General features: G+C 58.4%; 17 protein-coding genes and 1 pseudogene. 4 read left to right on the top strand and 14 right to left on the bottom strand.

Features of this window, described 5'->3' with window-relative positions:
* Nucleotides 1-38 precede the first annotated feature (38 nt).
* The 3 genes from AACY07_RS19865 to AACY07_RS19855 form a co-directional block, all read right to left on the bottom strand.
* Nucleotides 39-671 (bottom strand): LysE family transporter, encoded by a 633-nt coding sequence (locus AACY07_RS19865; RefSeq protein WP_133079284.1) that lies wholly within the window; start codon nucleotides 669-671, stop codon nucleotides 39-41.
* Nucleotides 672-776: 105 nt separating this feature from the next.
* Nucleotides 777-1,334: a mechanosensitive ion channel domain-containing protein gene (locus AACY07_RS19860; RefSeq protein ID WP_133079285.1), complete on the bottom strand. Its 558-nt coding sequence runs from the start codon at nucleotides 1,332-1,334 to the stop codon at nucleotides 777-779.
* Nucleotides 1,334-3,244, bottom strand: a complete 1,911-nt coding sequence (locus AACY07_RS19855; protein ID WP_133079286.1) for an ATP-binding cassette domain-containing protein — start codon at nucleotides 3,242-3,244, stop codon at nucleotides 1,334-1,336. Before AACY07_RS19855 ends, AACY07_RS19860 begins: the two co-directional genes overlap by 1 nt.
* Before the next feature lie 50 nt (nucleotides 3,245-3,294).
* Between AACY07_RS19855 and AACY07_RS19850 the strand changes: the two genes are divergently transcribed.
* Entirely contained in the window at nucleotides 3,295-3,759 is a 465-nt protein-coding gene (locus AACY07_RS19850; RefSeq protein WP_339477014.1) for a TIGR02444 family protein, read from the top strand.
* On the opposite strand, the gene AACY07_RS19845 is transcribed toward AACY07_RS19850, so the two are convergent.
* Nucleotides 3,756-4,685 (bottom strand): AlgP family protein, encoded by a 930-nt coding sequence (locus AACY07_RS19845; RefSeq protein ID WP_339477011.1) that lies wholly within the window; start codon nucleotides 4,683-4,685, stop codon nucleotides 3,756-3,758. The genes AACY07_RS19850 and AACY07_RS19845 overlap by 4 nt on opposite strands.
* Nucleotides 4,686-4,933: 248 nt before the next feature.
* Here AACY07_RS19845 and AACY07_RS19840 point away from each other — a divergent pair, with 248 nt between their 5' ends.
* Nucleotides 4,934-5,599, top strand: a complete 666-nt coding sequence (locus AACY07_RS19840) for an FKBP-type peptidyl-prolyl cis-trans isomerase (protein ID WP_339477009.1) — start codon at nucleotides 4,934-4,936, stop codon at nucleotides 5,597-5,599.
* 59 nt (nucleotides 5,600-5,658) lie between these two features.
* Here AACY07_RS19840 and rsd read toward each other — a convergent pair whose 3' ends face one another.
* The 8 genes and pseudogenes from rsd to AACY07_RS19800 form a co-directional block, all read right to left on the bottom strand.
* Nucleotides 5,659-6,129, bottom strand: coding sequence for a sigma D regulator (gene rsd, locus AACY07_RS19835; protein WP_339477006.1), 471 nt, complete (start codon nucleotides 6,127-6,129; stop codon nucleotides 5,659-5,661).
* A 191-nt stretch (nucleotides 6,130-6,320) separates the two neighbouring features.
* A complete protein-coding gene (locus AACY07_RS19830) occupies nucleotides 6,321-6,848 on the bottom strand; it encodes a disulfide bond formation protein B (protein WP_339477004.1) in 528 nt (175 codons plus the stop codon).
* 219 nt (nucleotides 6,849-7,067) lie between these two features.
* Nucleotides 7,068-8,309, bottom strand: a complete 1,242-nt coding sequence (locus AACY07_RS19825) for a heme biosynthesis protein HemY (protein ID WP_339477002.1) — start codon at nucleotides 8,307-8,309, stop codon at nucleotides 7,068-7,070.
* Entirely contained in the window at nucleotides 8,306-9,433 is a 1,128-nt protein-coding gene (locus AACY07_RS19820; RefSeq protein ID WP_339476999.1) for a uroporphyrinogen-III C-methyltransferase, read from the bottom strand. Before AACY07_RS19820 ends, AACY07_RS19825 begins: the two co-directional genes overlap by 4 nt.
* Nucleotides 9,434-9,449: 16 nt before the next feature.
* The gene (locus tag AACY07_RS19815) at nucleotides 9,450-10,217 is read right to left on the bottom strand and encodes a uroporphyrinogen-III synthase (protein ID WP_339476997.1); all 768 of its coding nucleotides are present in this window, start codon (nucleotides 10,215-10,217) and stop codon (nucleotides 9,450-9,452) included.
* On the bottom strand, nucleotides 10,214-11,155 hold the full coding sequence (gene hemC / locus AACY07_RS19810; RefSeq protein ID WP_133079295.1) for a hydroxymethylbilane synthase: 942 nt from the start codon (nucleotides 11,153-11,155) through the stop codon (nucleotides 10,214-10,216). Before hemC ends, AACY07_RS19815 begins: the two co-directional genes overlap by 4 nt.
* Nucleotides 11,156-11,282: 127 nt before the next feature.
* Nucleotides 11,283-12,029: a LytR/AlgR family response regulator transcription factor gene (locus tag AACY07_RS19805; protein ID WP_133079296.1), complete on the bottom strand. Its 747-nt coding sequence runs from the start codon at nucleotides 12,027-12,029 to the stop codon at nucleotides 11,283-11,285.
* Nucleotides 12,026-12,157, bottom strand: a pseudogene (locus AACY07_RS19800) (sensor histidine kinase); the annotation flags it as partial. The gene AACY07_RS19805 and the pseudogene AACY07_RS19800, both read right to left, overlap by 4 nt.
* 258 nt (nucleotides 12,158-12,415) lie before the next feature.
* On the opposite strand from AACY07_RS19800, the gene argH reads away from it, so the two are divergent.
* Entirely contained in the window at nucleotides 12,416-13,810 is a 1,395-nt protein-coding gene (gene argH / locus AACY07_RS19795; protein WP_133079297.1) for an argininosuccinate lyase, read from the top strand.
* Nucleotides 13,811-13,877: 67 nt separating this feature from the next.
* On the opposite strand, the gene AACY07_RS19790 is transcribed toward argH, so the two are convergent.
* Nucleotides 13,878-14,537 (bottom strand): glutathione S-transferase family protein, encoded by a 660-nt coding sequence (locus AACY07_RS19790; RefSeq protein WP_339476992.1) that lies wholly within the window; start codon nucleotides 14,535-14,537, stop codon nucleotides 13,878-13,880.
* A gap of 124 nt (nucleotides 14,538-14,661) precedes the next feature.
* Between AACY07_RS19790 and AACY07_RS19785 the strand changes: the two genes are divergently transcribed.
* Nucleotides 14,662-14,946 carry a hypothetical protein gene (locus AACY07_RS19785; RefSeq protein ID WP_019824424.1) on the top strand — a complete coding sequence of 95 codons (285 nt, stop codon included), beginning with the start codon at nucleotides 14,662-14,664 and terminating at the stop codon, nucleotides 14,944-14,946.
* 8 nt (nucleotides 14,947-14,954) lie between these two features.
* Here the strand turns inward: AACY07_RS19785 and dibA are convergent, their stop codons facing one another.
* Nucleotides 14,955-16,877, bottom strand: a complete 1,923-nt coding sequence (gene dibA / locus AACY07_RS19780; RefSeq protein ID WP_339476989.1) for a phosphodiesterase DibA — start codon at nucleotides 16,875-16,877, stop codon at nucleotides 14,955-14,957.
* Nucleotides 16,878-16,903: the final 26 nt, after the last annotated feature.

Here is a 16,903-nt window from a genome sequence, read left to right as displayed (position 1 = left end):
ACACATTGTTCACTTCCAATGACCGCGACTCAAGATGTTTAGGTCGTAGCGCGATGCAACGTCGCAAGAAAACCTGCTGCGCCCACAAACAGGCCTGCAAAGGTGCGGTTCATGCGGCGCTGTTGCTTTGGGGTGCGCAGCAAACGCAGGACCTTGGACGCCAGCCCGGTGTACCCGGCCATCACGATCAGGTCGACGCAGATCATGGTTGCGCCCAGCGTCACGTATTGAGACACCAGAGGCGCAGTAGGGTTTACGAACTGGGGCAGGACCGCGAGCATGAAAACAAGCGCCTTGGGGTTGCTGACATTGACCAGAAAGCCGCGAAAAATCAGTGCCAGTGGTTTACCGATGGGGCGTACAGCCGCGTCATCGCTAAGGTCCGCCGGGAGGGCGCGCCACTGTTTGACGGCCAGGTAGACGAGATAGGCCACGCCAAACCATTTGATCGCGTAGAAGGCAGTGGATGAGGCGGCCAGCACTGCACCCACCCCGGCGGCGACAATCGCAATCTGCAGCGCCAGCCCCAGTTGCAGGCCCAAAGCGTTCCAGTATCCGCGCCAGAAACCGTATTGAAGGCCGCACGACATCGAGGCAATCGCCCCTGCACCGGGCGACAGACTGATGACCCAACAGGCAGCAAAAAAGGCCAACCACGTTTCCAACGACATCGCACACCTCGGACAAGATCTGTAACAAGTCCTTTAAGCTAATGCGTTGGTTGAAAATTGACCACTACTTTTTATAGCCGCTGCCACAGGTGGATAGCGGTGCCTTTAAAGGTCGCTTTCACGCCAGCGACGGACCGAGCGCTGAAAGAACAGGCTGTTGGGGACTTGCACCATGCTGCTGCCACTACCGGCTTCGGCGGGCTCGATCAGGGTGGTGTAGAGCAGGTTGATGGCCACGACCCGACCTTTGACGCCCGGCTTGTCGAGGGTATCGAGGAGCTCCACGATGTCGCCAATGCGAAACGGGCCCACCGTGAAGATCAGCACCGCGCACAACAGGTTGGAGAGCACGCTCCACATGGCGAAGAAGGCAATCGCTGCCACGGCCACAAAACCCGAGAGCGCAGTCCACAACACAGTGGCCGATACACCCAGGCGCTCCAGGACGACAATCACCGCACTGCCCATGATGAACCAGCGCAAACCGCCCCGCAGCGGCATCATGAGCTGCGGCGGAAACGGGTAACGCTCGCCCAGCCGAGTCAGGAAACGAGCCACTACCCGCTGAGAGAAATAACCGGCCAGCAGAATCAGCAAAATCTGCAAGCCGATCCACAGCGGTGCAATGAATTCGGCTGGCAGAGGTAAGTGCAGGGCTTCCATCAGGACAGGGCTTCCAGTTCCGCTTGCATGGATTCAAGCAGCTCCAGAGCTTCCATCCAGCGCTCTTCCAACTGACCTTCGAGCACTTTGAGCTTGGCCTGTTCAGCCAGCAGATCTCGCAATTCGTCTTTGCGTGCTGCTTCGTAAACCGCGCTGTCACCCAGGCTGGCTTCAATCTTGGCCAGCTTCTCGTTGACCTTGCCCAGTTCGCTCTCAAGCTTGTCGGCTTCGCGCTTGTGCGGTGCCAGTTGCTGGCGCAACGTTGCGGCAGCCTGACGCTGAGCCTTTTTGTCGGTCTTGTCAGGGTTGACCGGCGTGTTGCTGGCCGGCGCGTTGCGCAAACGGTAGTCAGCCAGCCAGCGGGCATAGTCTTCGAGGTCACCGTCGAATTCTTGCACCTTGCCATCAGCCACCAGCAGGAATTCATCCGTGGTGCTTTTGAGCAAATGCCGATCGTGAGACACCACCAGCACTGCACCGCTGAACTCTTGCAACGCCATGGTCAGCGCCAGACGCATTTCGAGATCGAGGTGGTTGGTCGGTTCGTCGAGCAGCAACAGGTTCGGTCGACCCCAGGCGATCAGCGCCAGCGCCAGGCGGGCTTTTTCGCCACCCGAGAAGTTCAGTACCGGCTCGTCGATACGCGCCCCACGGAAGTCAAAACCACCGAGGAAGTCGCGCAGGGTTTGTTCACGCTCAGCTGGAGCCAGGCGCTGCATGTGCAACAACGGACTGGCCTTGGAATCCAGCGAGTCGAGTTGATGCTGGGCAAAGTAGCCAACCACAAGGTTTTCGCCACGGGCCAGTCGGCCCGACAGCGGCTCCAGCTCGCCCGCAAGGTTTTTGATGAGGGTCGATTTACCCGCACCGTTTGGCCCGAGCAAGCCAATACGAGCGCCCGGAACCAGTTGCAACTTGACCTTTTCCAGGATGGTTTTATCGCCATAACCCAGACGTGCATCGGACAAGTCGAGCAGCGGGCTGGAGAGTTTGACCGCTTCACGGAACACGAAGTCGAACGGCGAATCCACATGGGCCGCGCTCAGCTCTTCCATGCGCTCCAGTGCCTTGATCCGGCTTTGCGCCTGACGGGCCTTGGTGGCCTGGGCCTTGAAGCGGGCGATGTAGCTTTCCATGTGCGCACGTTGCGCCTGCTGCTTCTCGTAGGCCTGTTGTTGCTGGGCCAGACGCTCGGCACGGGCACGCTCGAATGCGCTGTAACCACCGCGATAAAGGGTGATCTTGCGCTGGTCGACATGGGCGATGTTATCGACCACTGCGTCGAGAAAATCCCTGTCGTGAGAGATCAGCAGCAAGGTGCCGGGGTAATTCTTGAGGAAGTCTTCGAGCCACAGAATGGCGTCGAGGTCCAAGTGGTTGGTCGGCTCATCGAGCAGCAATAGATCCGACGGACACATCAGTGCCTGCGCCAGATTCAGGCGCATCCGCCAGCCACCGGAGAAGTCGGCAACCGGGCGGTCCATTTGTTCGTTGGTAAAACCCAGCCCGGCGAGCATTTTGCGGGCACGGGCATCAGCGGTGTAGCCGTCGGCGCTGTCCAGCTCAGCGTGCAGACGTGCCTGTGCGGCGCCATCCTCGTCGGCTTCGGCCTTGGCCAGGTCGGCTTGCACTTGACGCAAGCGCAGATCGCCATCGAGCACGTAGTCGATCGCGATGCGGTCGAGGGTGTCGATTTCCTGCCGCATGTGGGCAATCCGCCAGTCGGCCGGGAGCAGACAATCCCCGGAATCAGGCGTCAACTCACCTAGCAGCAAGGCGAACAAAGTGGATTTACCGGCGCCATTGGCGCCGACCAGACCGGCTTTGTGGCCGGCGTGCAGGGTCAGCTCGGCGTCTTCTAGCAGACGTTGCGGACCACGCTGTAAAGTCAGGTTCTGAAGTCGGATCATAATGGCGGCGGAGTCTACCAGCTTCCCTCTCAACTGGCGCGAATTGCACTATGCAGACTGACCTGTGGAATTACTGTTTGAACCTCTACGCCCGCCCCGGTGTAGAACCGGCGTGCCTGCACTTGCAGAGCCAGGGCCTGGATGTATGCCTTGTGCTGTGTGCGGCCTGGCTTGAGGAGCGTGGCGTGGCCTGCGATGAGGCGCGCCTGGGGCAATTGAAAGCCTGCGCCGGGCCATGGCAGCGTGAGGTGGTGCAGCCCTTGCGATTATTGCGAACACACTGGCGTGAACCGGCGACACGCGACGATGCGCTGGCGGCGCTGCGCGTGCAGATCAAGTCACTGGAACTGGAAGCTGAGCGGACATTATTGCAGCGCCTGGAGTCGGTGACTCAGGGCTGGTCACTCGCGCAATCGCAAGAGACTTGCGGTTGGCTGCAGAGGATGACCAGCGATGCTGGCCACCCTGATTGCGACGCGCTGCACACGCTGCGCGCCGCAATCAACAACGCTTAAGAAGCGCTGGAGGGGGTGGTAGCCGAGTTTGCTGCGGATGCCGGGGTTGGCGTTGCAGCAACAGCCGTCGTAGCGGCAACGGGCGCTACAGCAGGCTTGGCGGGGGTAGCAGCAGGCTTGGCTGCCGGCTTGGCCGCTACGGGCTTTTTAACAGCCGGTTTTGCAGCGGCTTTTACTGCAGGCTTGGCAGCGGCAGGCTTGGCGGCAGCAGCAGGTTTGGCAGCCGCTGTTTTAGCCACGGGCTTGGCAGCCACTTTCACAGGCGCTTTAACTGCAGCCTTGGCTGGCGCTTTGGCGGCAACCGGTTTAGCCGCTGCGGGCTTGGCTGCCGGTTTGGCGGCAGCTGTTTTAGCGACTACGGGTTTAGCTGCTGGCTTGGCGGCTGCAGTTTTTGGCGCAGGTTTGGCCGTGCGAGCGGCAACCGGTTTGGCCGCAGGTTTGGCGGCCACTTTGGCAGCAGCCTTGACCGGGGCTTTAGCGACTGCCTTGGCAGCAGGTTTTTTCGCTGCTGACGCGGGCTTGGCATCACGCGTAGACAACGCTTTGCCTACCGCCTCTTTGACCCGGCCAATGCCTTGGGCCAACTTCAGGCTTTCTTGAGCATCGCGCTTGAGTTGCAGGATATAGGTACGCGTTTCGGTTTGACGATCCTTGAGCGAATCGAGCAGTTGCTCAAGCTCTTTGACGCCCGACTTGGCTTTGGCTTGAGCCTTGGATTTGCCAGCATTGGCGGCGTCCTGCAGTTTGGCGCGGGACTTGTGCAGTTTTTCCTGCGCTTTGCCGCGTTGCTTTTCAAGCTTGGCGAGCAATTTCTCAGCATCAGCCAACGCTTGGGAACAAGCGTTTTCCAAATGCTCAAGCAGACTGCCTGAGAGCTGTTGGAGCAAGTGCAACGGCGTATTAACGGGCTTCTTATTGGCCGACATGGTTTACCTCCTGGCTGAAGTGAGTGCGGCTCATACTAGACCTCTGTAACTACCGCCGCTAGGGCATGTTGACACTAAGGATAGCTGTGCGTTGCACGACGTCGAAAAACTTGTGCTGGATCAATCTTTAACCATCACAACGGCTAATTTTTGTGGGTGGTTCAACGTTATCCAAACCCCCCGAATAAATCATCGCCGCACGCTTTAGCGCTGGCATAATCCCTCGCATATCACGCCGGAGAACCACCATGCCGCGTTACTTCTTAATGACGTTGTTGTGCCTTGCGCCTTTGGCTCATGCAGCCCCGGCTCCATCCCCCGATGCCGCGCACGACCTGGCCTACAGCCTGGGTGCCAGCCTGGGGGAGCGCCTGCGCCTGGAAGTCCCGGATCTGCAGATAAAGGCATTGGTCGAGGGCCTGCGCACGGCCTATCAAGGAAAGCCTCTGGCGCTAAGTGATGAGCGTATCGAACAGATATTGATGCAGCATCAGGCCCAAACCGACAACACGCAAATTCCGCCTGAAAGCGAGACTGCAGCCGAGCCTGAACGTGATTTTTTGCTGAAAGAAACACAGCAGCCTCAAGCTCGCGAGCTGGCTGACGGAATCATCCTGACCGAGCTCAAACCCGGCAAGGGGGCAAAACCTGACGCACAGGATTCCGTCTACGTGAGTTATATCGGCCGTCTGCCCGATGGCACAGTGTTCGACCACAGCACCCAGCCCCAATGGTTTCGCCTGGACAGCGTAATCGCTGGCTGGCGCAGCGCACTGGTGCAGATGCCCGTCGGTGCGAAATGGCGATTGGTGATCCCCTCCAGCCAGGCTTACGGGGCTGAGGGTGCAGGGGATTTGATCGAACCCGATACGCCGCTGGTGTTTGAAATCGAGCTGTTTTCTATCCGCAAGTGAATGCTCGAAAACGAAAAACGGTGCGCCATTGCGCACCGTTTTTTTGACTTGCCCACGGCTTAAGCCTGAGCAGCTTCTTTCTGTTTGTGCGCGTTGTGCAGCACTTCGATCAGGCAATCTTCAAGCTCGAAACGCTCATCCAGCAAAGCGCCCAGAACTTTGATTTCTTCTGCCAGCTTATCGCAGTCAGGACGATGGGCCTTGCCGTCGCAATGATCGTTGAAAGCCAGGGCGGCTTCGGTAATCACGTTGATCCGCGGGTAAATGGTCTCGGCCAGGGCAAGACCACGCTCATCATTGAAAGCCTGTGCCTCCTGATTCAGTTGCTCGTAAATTTCGAAATGGCCTGCGGAAACATAGTCGACCAGGATCTGGCAAAACTCTTTTTGAGGCCCACGCTTGGGGTTGTTTTGCTGATCGATCAGAGCAGCATAAGCACTCACAAGTTTACGGCGCTCATGCAACCAGCGATCAACCAGTTGGTGGACGCCGTTGAATCGTTCCTGAGCACTCTCACATCTTTCGAGCATGATGATCTCTCTTCCCTTGTGGGCCCATGCCACCCGACTTCAGCCGGGCCTGTGTGAACCAAAACCTGCGCGATTGCACCGGCATTGGGCGGCATAACTCCAGTAATACGTGCGGGCCAGATTATGCCCGCACGGCAACTGCTTCAAGGTACGTATGAGAGAAAATTCATACAAGCGTTTAATCCTGACTGCTACGTTACGTCGCAGCCACGGCGTAATTTGCCAGCGCGCATTGAGCGCGTAATCTGGAAAATACTCACCACGAGCAGACCGATAAAGGCCAGCAGGCTTAACTCGGGAACGCTCAAATCAAATATGGTCCAGTGAATATGAGTGCAGTCATCGCTGCCCCGATAGATCATCGAAAAAAATTCGCCGGGCGACATGCTGTGCCAGGCACAGGTCAGATCCGGCTGACAGAACATCAACTGTTCAGGCGCCAACACTTGCAGCCTGACCTGCCTCAAGGCACTCGCAGCGCCTCCAAGGGCCAGCAATGTGGAGGCAATGGAATAACACCACAGACCCAAACGCCGTGGGCCATGCACAAAAGCCAGCAGGTTGACGAGACAGAATCCCAGCAGGAAAAATCGTTGAACCTGACATAACGAACAGGGCTTTAGCCCGGGGCCATACTCCAGATACAGAGTTGCACCCATCACCAAGGCGCCGATGAGAAAGGCCAAAAAGAAAATTAAACGTGAGCCTGCCAAAAACATGGCTTTTCCGTAACAAATGAGACAGTTGGTTACGGTAGATGAAAGCCATTGGCCCTTTCAAGATGGGCCTGAGCGGATACTTCTTGAAGAAAGTTGGGAATTACCAACAAGAGCTGAAGGCTTAGAGTGTAAGTAACGTAGGAAATACCGACTCGCACAGCGCCCACATTCTACTTCGGCCAGTCTGGCGTGCGCCGAAACGCAGCCAGACTGCCTTTTTCAGAGAGTCGTGGCCGTCGCTGGCAAAGGAGAGGCCAGCAAGCGTTCATCCAGCAGATTCAACCCTTCCTGAAAGAGCTGATTGCTGCGCGCTGTATCCCCTAACTGAGCCAGCAGTCGGGCCAGCTCTGCACAGGTTTCAGGGTTGCGCTCAACCTTCAGACTGCTTTCGAGATAGTCGCGGGCCTTGCCCCACAAGCTGTTTTGCAGACACAAGCGACCCAGGGTCAAGAGCAGGCTGGCGTCCCCCGGGTGGGTTTTCAACCATCCTTCGGCGACCTGCAACTGCTTGACCGGGTCGCTGCCGCGCAGCAGGCCATAGAGGCGCACTAGATGGCTGTCATAGTTGCGTTTGAGCGCCCCGCGCAACACTTCCTCAGCTTCGGCTTGCGCGCCCAACTGGCGCAACTGCTCGGCGTAGGCCAGAACCAGCGTAGGCTCCTGGCGTTGAGCCGAGGTGAGTTGTTGCCAGGAGCGCTGCAGCGATTGCAGCCCTGCCTCGCCTTCAGTCTCGCGCTGGGCCGCCAGGCTAAGATTTTGTCCCCAGGCCCGACGCTCAAGCTCGGCAAGCTCCTTGACTGGCAACACCTTGTCCTTGCGCAACTCTGGCAGCAAGCGAATCAACGCCGCCCAGTCTCCACGCTGCTGGTGCAGACGCTGCAACTGGCGTAGCACCTGGACGTTATGCGGATGACGCTCGTGCATGGCTTGCAAGGTCACCAGCGCACCATCCGTATCGGCGCGATCCACCTGCAGCTGGGCATGGCTCAAGGCAATGGCCAGCTCGGCTTGGGGCTGACGCTCCAGTGCGCGCTCAAGCAGGTTGTCGCTTTCTTCGTAATGCCCCTGCTCGTTGGCTGCGCGTGCGGCACCCAGGTAGTAGAGCAACGGTTGCGGTTCGGCTTCAGCGGCTCGCGCCAGATGCTTTTGCGCACTGGCCCAGCGACCTTCGGCAAGGTCCATCTGGCCTTGCTCGATGGCGACCTGAACCCGACGGCTGCGATTGCGCCGCGACCACGGGTTCACCAACCCGGTAGAAGCCGTAACCAGCTCCACCAGCAGCTTGACCCCCCAGACCAGCAACCACAGGACTGCCAACAGAGCGAGCGTTGCCCATACGCTGGATTCGTAGCGGAAGTTTTTATAGGCGATCAGCACATAGCCCGCGTCCTCCGCGATTGCCAGGCCGATGCAGGCCGCAGCTGCAATCAACAAAAACACAATCACGTAGAAACGCTTCATGGAAGTGTCTCCTGCGCCGGGCTGGCAGCCGCTTTACCCGGCTCGTCGGCACGGACATGCCGGCGCTCCAGATAAGCCTGCACCGCACTCAAGGTGGCCGCGAGGTCCGGGGTTTTTACCGTGACCGGCTGCTTAGAGAGCTCGACCACCTGCTCAAGAATTTTTTTACTCTGCGGGTTATCCGGGTTGAAGTTGCCTTTGAGGACTTCTTGCGCCTGCGCCAAGGCCTGTGTGTACACCGACTCCTGACCATTGAGGGCCGCCCACTGGGCTTGCTCCAGCGCAAGGCTCAAGGCCAGACGAACTTGCGTCAGGCTTTGACCTGCCAACAGCGGGCGCACGTTTTTGTCGGCATTGAAGTCGATACGAATGTAATGCGAAATCTCATCCCACCACTGCGCCCAACGGCTCGCGCCATCGCCATCTGCCGTCAGACTCGCCAGCGAATCACCTTGATTCTGATAGGCAGGAGCCAGGGCGCTGAGCTGCGCGACCTGGTCACGCAAGGCCGCCAACTGCAAAAACAGGCCAGTGCGATCCGGCTGTTCAATGCTGCGCAGTGCCGCCAGGCTTTTTGCAAGTTGCTCGCGGGCAGCGAAAGAGCCCGGATCATTTTGCTCGCGTAAAATGGCGTCCGCCCCTTGCACCAGCGCCTGGGCGCTGGTGATGTCCTGCAGTGCCGACAAGCGCAACGTGGCCAGCCGCAGCAAGTGCTCGGCCTCGGCCAGACGCCAGTCTTTGCGGCTTTCACCCAATACGGTTTCGAGACGCTGGTTCAGGCGCTGCTGATCGCCTTGCAGCTGCACGACCAATTGACGCTGATTATCCAGCTCACCCGCGGAGGGTAATTGGTTGACGCGCGTCAGCAGTTGCTGCTCGCCCTGCTTGATCGACAGCGTTTGCGCGGCCAAAGCTGGCACGTCGCTCAGTTGCTGTTCGGTGGTGGCTTGCAGCTGTCGTACCTGCCACACCCCCCAGCCGCCGACGGCAATGCCGGCTGCGCCCAGCAACAGGGCGAAAACGGCCAGACCATTGCCTCGTCCCTGCGGCGCAGGGTCAGCATTTTTAGTCGGCGCGTCTGGCGCCGACTGTACGTGTTCTTTGGACAAGACTGTTTCGCTCACGAATCCATCCTTTGCATTAAAAAGCAGGTGCGGGATGTTCCCGCAGCGCCGCCAGCAAAGCCGTGGCACTCGCGCCACGACAATCCACAACGTTTTGCGCCCCGGCGCTGCGTGCCATCTCAGCTACCCGAGGGCTTGGAACAAACAATGGCAGACATCCAAGCTGCGGCCAGGTGTCGCCTGCCAATTGGCGTAAATGTTCAAAACCCTGCCCACTGCTGACCACCAGCGCGTTCAGGCGTTCCACTTTAACTCGCTGATACAGGGTCGCAGGCGGGTACGACGGCAGTTCGCGACGATAGAGTTCAAGATAGTCGACCTGCACTCCAAGGCTACGCATACGGTCCGCCAACATCTCGCGACCGCCCTCCCCGCGCAGGATCAAAACCCTGGGCTGATCACAGCCAACTGCAGCTTCGAACTCAGGCATCGCCAGCAGAGCTTCGCTGTCATCCCCGCATTGAGGGTAGCTAACATCAAGGCCGTAGTCGGCGAGAATCTGCGCGGTGGCGGCGCCAACGCTGAACCACTTCTGCCGGGGCGCTTGCGGCCAGTATTGATTGACCAGCTCAAGCCCCAGACGCGCCGCAGGCTTGCTGACCACAATCACCGCGCAATAACGGTCAAGACTCGCAATCAGCGCCCGCTGCACATCAGTCAGGGCCAATGGCCTGATCGCCAGAAGTGGCAGGCTGGTGCTGAAAATCCCGGCAGCCGCCAGCTCATGGGCCAGGGCTGCCGACTCCTCGGCTGGCCGGGTCAGCAACAAGCGCCAGCCTGTCACTCGTGACCTGCCTCACCATAGACGGCTTTGAGGATATCCCCGGCGCCCTGGGCCAGCAGCGCCTCGGCCACCTGCACGCCCAGCTCGGTAGCCGCCTCACGCGGTGCCCGGGCATCAGCGCTCAGCAGCACGCCACCGCTGGGTTCACCGACCAGTCCGCGCAGCCAGATCTGCTCGCCTTCGAGCACCGCATAGCATGCGATCGGGACCTGGCAGCCACCATTGAGGTGTTTGTTCAGAGCACGTTCTGCAGTAACGCGCACGGCGGTATCGGCATGGTGCAAAGGCGACAGCAAGGCATGGATTTGAGTATCTGCGCTGCGGCACTCGATGCCCACTGCGCCTTGGCCGCCCGCTGGCAGGCTGTCATCGATGCTGATGGCCGAGGTGATGCGGTCTTCAAAGCCGAGGCGGATCAGGCCGGCAGCCGCCAGGATGATCGCGTCGTACTCGCCCGCATCGAGTTTGGCCAGGCGAGTGTTGACGTTGCCCCGCAGAAAGCGGATTTCAAGATCTGGGCGGCGAGTCAGTAACTGGGCCTGACGACGCAGGCTGGACGTGCCGACAACGCTGCCATGCGGCAAGTCATCAAGGCTGGCGAAGGTGTTGGAGACGAAGGCATCACGCGGGTCTTCACGCTCGCAAATGCAAAACAGGCCCAGACCTTCCGGGAAGTCCATCGGCACGTCTTTCATGGAATGCACGGCGATGTCGGCTTCGTTCTCGAGCAGAGCGGTTTCGAGTTCCTTGACGAACAGCCCCTTGCCGCCGATTTTCGACAGCGGCGAGTCCAGCAGCTTGTCACCACGGCTGACCATGGGCACCAGCGTCACCAAAATACCGGGGTGAGCCTGCTCTAAACGGGCTTTAACGTATTCGGCCTGCCACAGAGCCAGGGCGCTTTTACGGGTAGCGATGCGGATTTCGCGAGAGGACATGGATCAATCCGTACTGAAAAGATACGGCTGATAATAACAGCTCAGCCAAAACAGCTTTGACTTGTATCAGAAAGTCCTCGGCCTCCCTGGCCCAAAAACGGCGCACCAGCGCCTTTTTCAGCGCGAACTACAGCTGCTGCATCATTTTGCGTACACCCGCCACATGCCGTCGGCTCACGATCAATGCATCGCCGTTGAGCCCTCTAAGGAACAGCTGGAAGTGCCCCAGCGGCGTGCGCTGCAAACGTTCGATCCGATCCCGCGCCACCAATGCATTACGGTGAATTCGCACAAAGCGTTCACCAAACTCGTCTTCGAGCGCCTTGAGTGGCTCATCGAGCAGCACTTCACCGCCAGCGTGACGCAAGGTCACGTACTTATGGTCGGCTATAAAATAGATCACTTGGTCGATGGGGATCAGTTCAATGCCTTTTCGGGTTCTGGCACTGATATGACTGCGCGGACCACTGCCGGTTTGCGCGGCAGGCCGGGTGAGCGCGGCCAGCTGGATGCGATTGGGCCGGTGAGCCTCTTTCAAGGCGGCGCTCAAGTCCTGAGCAGTGACCGGCTTGATTACATAGCTGACGCCGCTGTCCTGCAGGGCCTGCACGGAGAATTCGTCCGGCGCCACGCAAAACACCACCGAAGGCGGTAGCTCGCGTTCGCATAATTTGGCTGCAACCTGCAACCCGTCCAGGCCCGGCAAGCGGATATCCAGTAAAACGACATCCGGTTTCAGGTTTTCGATCAGGGTGAGTGCCTCTTCGCCATTTGTGGCGCCAGGCTCCAGCAACGTGTAACCCCCAAGCGTGCTGAGCAAGTGGCTCAAATGCTCGCGGGCCAGGGTTTCGTCATCAACGATCAGGACATTCATATAGCGCTGTATTCCTGCGTGAGTCTCGCACAAGGATAGCGTAGACAGGTGAAGTGACGACTGTCACGGCGATCCACGCTAAGACTAGCGCGAAGGCCAAAAAGTGCCGCAAACCTCGCAGCAAAATTCACCTGTCTCGGTTGCTCGATTTAATACCGGATACGTCTGGCAATCTACAAAGACCTGCAATGACTGATCCATACGACCAACTGTAGACGGTTGCCAAGACGAAAGTATTCAAACGATACATTTCGTTTCGGATTTTTGTTTATACCGCACTTCACACAAAAACCTGCCGACCTGCGTCAACGCCTTGATTGGCAACCCTGTTATGATCCGCGGTAACTTTTTGTGTAACTCCCCCTCAGCCGATTACGAGCGAATCCATGAGCACCGACAAGACCAATCAGTCCTGGGGCGGCCGCTTCAGTGAACCCGTCGACGCCTTCGTTGCGCGTTTCACCGCCTCCGTCACTTTCGACCAGCGCCTTTATCGCCACGACATCATGGGCTCCGTGGCTCACGCCACCATGCTGGCCAAGGTCGGCGTGCTGACCGATGCCGAGCGCGACAGCATCATCGATGGCCTCAAGTCCATCCAGAGCGAAATCGAAGCCGGCACGTTTGACTGGCGCATCGATCTGGAAGATGTGCACATGAACATCGAGGCGCGCCTGACCGATCGCATCGGCGTAACCGGCAAAAAGCTGCACACCGGTCGCAGCCGTAACGACCAGGTAGCTACCGATATTCGCCTGTGGTTGCGTGATGAAATCGACGTGATCCTGGCCGAAATTACTCGCCTGCAAAAAGGCCTGCTGGAGCAGGCAGAGCGCGAAGCCGAAACCATCATGCCCGGCTTTACGCACCTGCAGACCGCACAGCCCGTGACATTCGGTCACCACATGCTGGCGTGGTTCGAGATGCTCAGCCGCGACTACGAGCGTCTTGTCGACTGCCGCAAACGCACTAACCGCATGCCTCTGGGCAGCGCCGCACTGGCGGGTACTACTTACCCGATCGACCGCGAATTCACGGCTCAATTGTTGAGCTTTGACGCTGTTGGCGGCAACTCGCTGGACAATGTGTCCGATCGCGACTTCGCCATCGAATTCTGCGCCGCGGCCAGTATTGCGATGATGCACCTGTCGCGCTTCTCCGAAGAGCTGGTGCTCTGGACCAGCGCACAGTTCCAGTTCATCGATCTGCCGGACCGTTTCTGCACCGGCAGTTCGATCATGCCGCAAAAGAAAAACCCCGACGTGCCAGAACTGGTACGTGGCAAAAGTGGCCGTGTATTCGGTGCACTGATGGGCCTGTTGACCCTGATGAAGGGCCAGCCGCTGGCCTACAACAAGGACAACCAGGAAGACAAGGAGCCGCTGTTCGACGCAGCCGACACCTTGCGCGACTCGTTGCGCGCCTTTGCCGACATGATCCCGGCGATCAAGCCCAAGCACGCAATCATGCGTGAAGCGGCATTGCGCGGGTTCTCGACCGCTACCGACCTGGCCGACTACCTGGTTCGCCGTGGCCTGCCGTTCCGTGACTGCCACGAAATCGTCGGCCATGCCGTTAAATACGGCGTCGAGACGGGCAAGGATCTGGCAGAAATGAGCCTCGAAGAACTGCGCCAGTTCAGCGATCAGATCGAAGACGACGTGTTTGCCGTGCTGACGCTGGAAGGTTCGGTCAATGCCCGCGATCACATCGGCGGCACCGCGCCGGCGCAAGTGAAAGCAGCTGTTGTTCGTGGCAAGGCGTTGTTGGCTACCCGCTAACTTCTAAGCAATACAAAAAAACGGGCACCTTCGGGTGCCCGTTTTTTATTCAGCGCCAGTACCCGCGTTATTTCTTGCTACTGATCCAGGCCAGAAACTGCGGCATGGCGGCTTCTTTGTCTGCGCCAATTTTTTGCACGTGCGGGTTTTGCTCCAGCCGCTCCAGCAACGCTTTGGCGCCTGGCATGTCAGCCAGCAGGTCCAGGCCAAACACCTTGTGCCCAACGGCGCAGGCCAGATTGACGCTGCAAGCGAAGTAAATATCAGCAACAGTCAGGGTGTCGCCCGCCACATAGGGGGCGAACTTGCCATGACGCCTCAATGAAGCCATCCCTTCCAAGAGCTCGATGCGCGCTTTTTCCTTGATCGCTTCCGGCACTTTCATACCAAAGAATGCTTCGGGGTAACACGCACGTGCAGGCAGTTCGATGTACAGCTCGATTTCCTTGGCCAGCGCCAGCACTTGAGCGCGCTCAAACGGATCAGCCGGCAACAGTTTAGGGCCTGGCTGGGTCTGTTCGATGTACTCGAGGATCACGCTGGTTTCATTGACGTAACCTTGCTCAACCCCCAGCACCGGGACTTTGCCACGGGGGCTGATAGCCAGTGCCTCAGGGGTTTGACCCGCGAAAAACGGCACTTCCTCAAACGGTACGCCCTTCTCCAGCAGCGCCAGTTTGACCATGTTGTAGTAGTTGCTGACTGCGAATCCATAAAGCTTGAGCATCACAAAGCCTCCAGGCCGTGTAGGGGTTGGCTGCTGCTGTTATAGAGCTTCGTTACTGGACTGGCTAGCAGCATCACCCGGCTGAATACCGTTAGACTGGCCATCTTTACTTAAGGAGCCTGCCATGAGCGAGCCAGTTGATATCGATAACGAAGAAGAAGAGTTCGCCGAGTCCACGTTGATTCAGGCCATTGAAAACCAGATTGAAAGCGACAACCCGCCTGCAGCAAAAGCCACGTTCAACAAGCTGACGCTGGTCGGCTACGAGCGTGAAGACATTCTGCAGATGATGGCCCACGTGCTGGCCGTGGAGATTGACGCGATCCTCGAAGAAGACCGCGCCTTCAACACCGAGTGGTACGAAACAGCCCTGCGCGCACTGCCGACGTTGCCGCCAGAAAAAAACTGAACCCCGGCTCAGCCGCGAATGGCGGGGGCTCGCTGCCAGTCCAGTTCCGTGGCCGGCATCGGGCGCCCGAACCAGTAGCCCTGACCCAGGTTGCAGTTGAGGTCGAGCAGGAACCGCGCCTGCTCGACCTGCTCGATCCCCTCGGCGTGCACCTGCAAGCCCATGCTTTGACCCAGCGCAATGACGGCACGCACGATCGCCACATCGTCATTGTCCCCGGGCAACCCGGCGACAAATCCCTGATCAATTTTCAGTTTCTGTACAGGCAACCGCTTGAGTCGCAGCAACGATGAAAAACCGGTGCCAAAATCATCGATGGCCAGGCGCAAACCCAGCGCTCGCAGACGATGCATCTGTTCCAGTGCGACTTGAGAGTTATCCATCACCGCACTTTCGGTCACTTCCAGCTCCAGCAATGCAGGGTCCAGCCCCGTGTCTGCCAGCACCGTTGAAACCAGCGTGTACAGCTCAGGTCGCGCAAATAACCGGCTGGAAATGTTCACCGCCACAAATGACAATTTCAGGCCAGCCGCTTGCCACTGAACCATCTGCCAACAGGCCTGCTCCAGCACCCAGGCGTCAATTTCTGCAATCAATCCGGTGCGCTCGGCGATCGGAATAAACTCTCCCGGCGACAACAGCCCCCGCAGTGGATGTTCCCAGCGCACCAGCGCCTCAACACCAATCAGGCGACTGGTTTGCAGATCGTGCACAGGCTGGTAATACACACGCAGCTCTTGCTGCTCCAGGGCACGGCGCAAATCCCCGGCCACCTCAATACGGTACTGCGCATGGGCTGTCAGCTCTTCGGTGTACAAGGCATAGCCTTCACGCCCTATGCTTTTGGCCTTGAACAGGGCCGAGTCGGCATTGCGCAGCAATTGCTCGGCATTCAATGCGTCTTTGGGGAATACGCTGATACCGATACTGGCGCTGATAAACAGCTGGTGTTTATCGACATCGAAGGCGCCTTTCATGACCTCCAGCACCTGTTGCGCAGCATTGGCGGCATGGGCCACTTGCGGGCAATTATCGACCAGCACGGCAAACTCATCGCCACCGAGTCGAGCCACGGTAAAGCCTTTGCCAAATACCCTCTGCAAACGGTCCGCGACTGCCTTGAGCAAAAGATCACCGACGTTATGGCCAAGGCTGTCGTTGATGATCTTGAAGTGGTCGAGGTCGACCATCAGCAGCGCACAGCCCGTCTGATGGCGCTGCGCAGAAGCCAGAGCCTGCTCGGTACGGTCAGTAAACAACAGTCGATTGGGCAAGTCAGTCAGGGGATCGTGATGAACAAGTCGTGCCAGTTCGCTCTGGGAGTTCTTGATCGCGGAAATGTCTGAAAAAACCGCGACATAGTGAGTGACCTGACCCTTGTCGTCGGTAATCGAGCGGACTGTCTGCCATTGCGGGTAAATCTCGCCACTTTTACGCCGGTTCCAGATCTCTCCGTGCCAGTCACCGCTTTCGTCTATCGACTTGAAGATCGCCTCATAGAACGCAGGACCATGGCGACCCGACTTGAACATGTTCGGTCGATGGCCCAGCACTTCTTCGGCCGAGTAACCGGTGATCTCAACCAACGCTCGGTTCACATGCACAATTACACCGCGACTATCGGTGACCAGCACCCCTTCGCGCGTGCAATCAAAGACCACGGCCGCCTGGCGCAAGCGCTCCTGGTCCTGACGCTGACGCTTCAAGCCGGGGCTCATGCCCAAAAAACCGAACAGGCGAGCCCGGGCGAAGAAAATCAGTACGGCACTGAAAAAGGCAAAAACATAACCGTTTATCAGCTGCCAATGCGCCAGCTGCGCTGAATCATCGAAATAACTGTTCAATAAATGATCAGTTGTCAACAGCCAGAAAACCGATAGCAGCCCGTATAACAAGGCCGTACGCAAGGCATCTCGGGAGGAAACAGACATAAGAAAGTTAAAGCACCTACAAAAAA

This window comes from Pseudomonas sp. RL_5y_Pfl2_69, from assembly GCF_963970465.1.
Lineage (GTDB): Bacteria > Pseudomonadota > Gammaproteobacteria > Pseudomonadales > Pseudomonadaceae > Aquipseudomonas.
The sequence above is the reverse complement of the archived record's forward strand: the minus strand, read 5'-3'. Positions and strand labels throughout refer to the sequence as shown.

Excerpts from the sequence above, each read along its gene's own strand:
- AACY07_RS19865 (WP_133079284.1), bottom strand. The coding sequence starts at position 671 with ATGTCGTTGGAAACGTGGTTGGCCTTTTTTGCTGCCTGTTGGGTCATC.
- AACY07_RS19860 (WP_133079285.1), bottom strand. The coding sequence starts at position 1,334 with ATGGAAGCCCTGCACTTACCTCTGCCAGCCGAATTCATTGCACCGCTG.
- AACY07_RS19855 (WP_133079286.1), bottom strand. The coding sequence starts at position 3,244 with ATGATCCGACTTCAGAACCTGACTTTACAGCGTGGTCCGCAACGTCTG.
- AACY07_RS19850 (WP_339477014.1), top strand. The coding sequence starts at position 3,295 with ATGCAGACTGACCTGTGGAATTACTGTTTGAACCTCTACGCCCGCCCC.
- AACY07_RS19845 (WP_339477011.1), bottom strand. The coding sequence starts at position 4,685 with ATGTCGGCCAATAAGAAGCCCGTTAATACGCCGTTGCACTTGCTCCAA.
- AACY07_RS19840 (WP_339477009.1), top strand. The coding sequence starts at position 4,934 with ATGCCGCGTTACTTCTTAATGACGTTGTTGTGCCTTGCGCCTTTGGCT.
- rsd (WP_339477006.1), bottom strand. The coding sequence starts at position 6,129 with ATGCTCGAAAGATGTGAGAGTGCTCAGGAACGATTCAACGGCGTCCAC.
- AACY07_RS19830 (WP_339477004.1), bottom strand. The coding sequence starts at position 6,848 with ATGTTTTTGGCAGGCTCACGTTTAATTTTCTTTTTGGCCTTTCTCATC.
- AACY07_RS19825 (WP_339477002.1), bottom strand. The coding sequence starts at position 8,309 with ATGAAGCGTTTCTACGTGATTGTGTTTTTGTTGATTGCAGCTGCGGCC.
- hemC (WP_133079295.1), bottom strand. The coding sequence starts at position 11,155 with ATGTCCTCTCGCGAAATCCGCATCGCTACCCGTAAAAGCGCCCTGGCT.
- AACY07_RS19805 (WP_133079296.1), bottom strand. The coding sequence starts at position 12,029 with ATGAATGTCCTGATCGTTGATGACGAAACCCTGGCCCGCGAGCATTTG.
- argH (WP_133079297.1), top strand. The coding sequence starts at position 12,416 with ATGAGCACCGACAAGACCAATCAGTCCTGGGGCGGCCGCTTCAGTGAA.
- AACY07_RS19790 (WP_339476992.1), bottom strand. The coding sequence starts at position 14,537 with ATGCTCAAGCTTTATGGATTCGCAGTCAGCAACTACTACAACATGGTC.
- AACY07_RS19785 (WP_019824424.1), top strand. The coding sequence starts at position 14,662 with ATGAGCGAGCCAGTTGATATCGATAACGAAGAAGAAGAGTTCGCCGAG.
- dibA (WP_339476989.1), bottom strand. The coding sequence starts at position 16,877 with ATGTCTGTTTCCTCCCGAGATGCCTTGCGTACGGCCTTGTTATACGGG.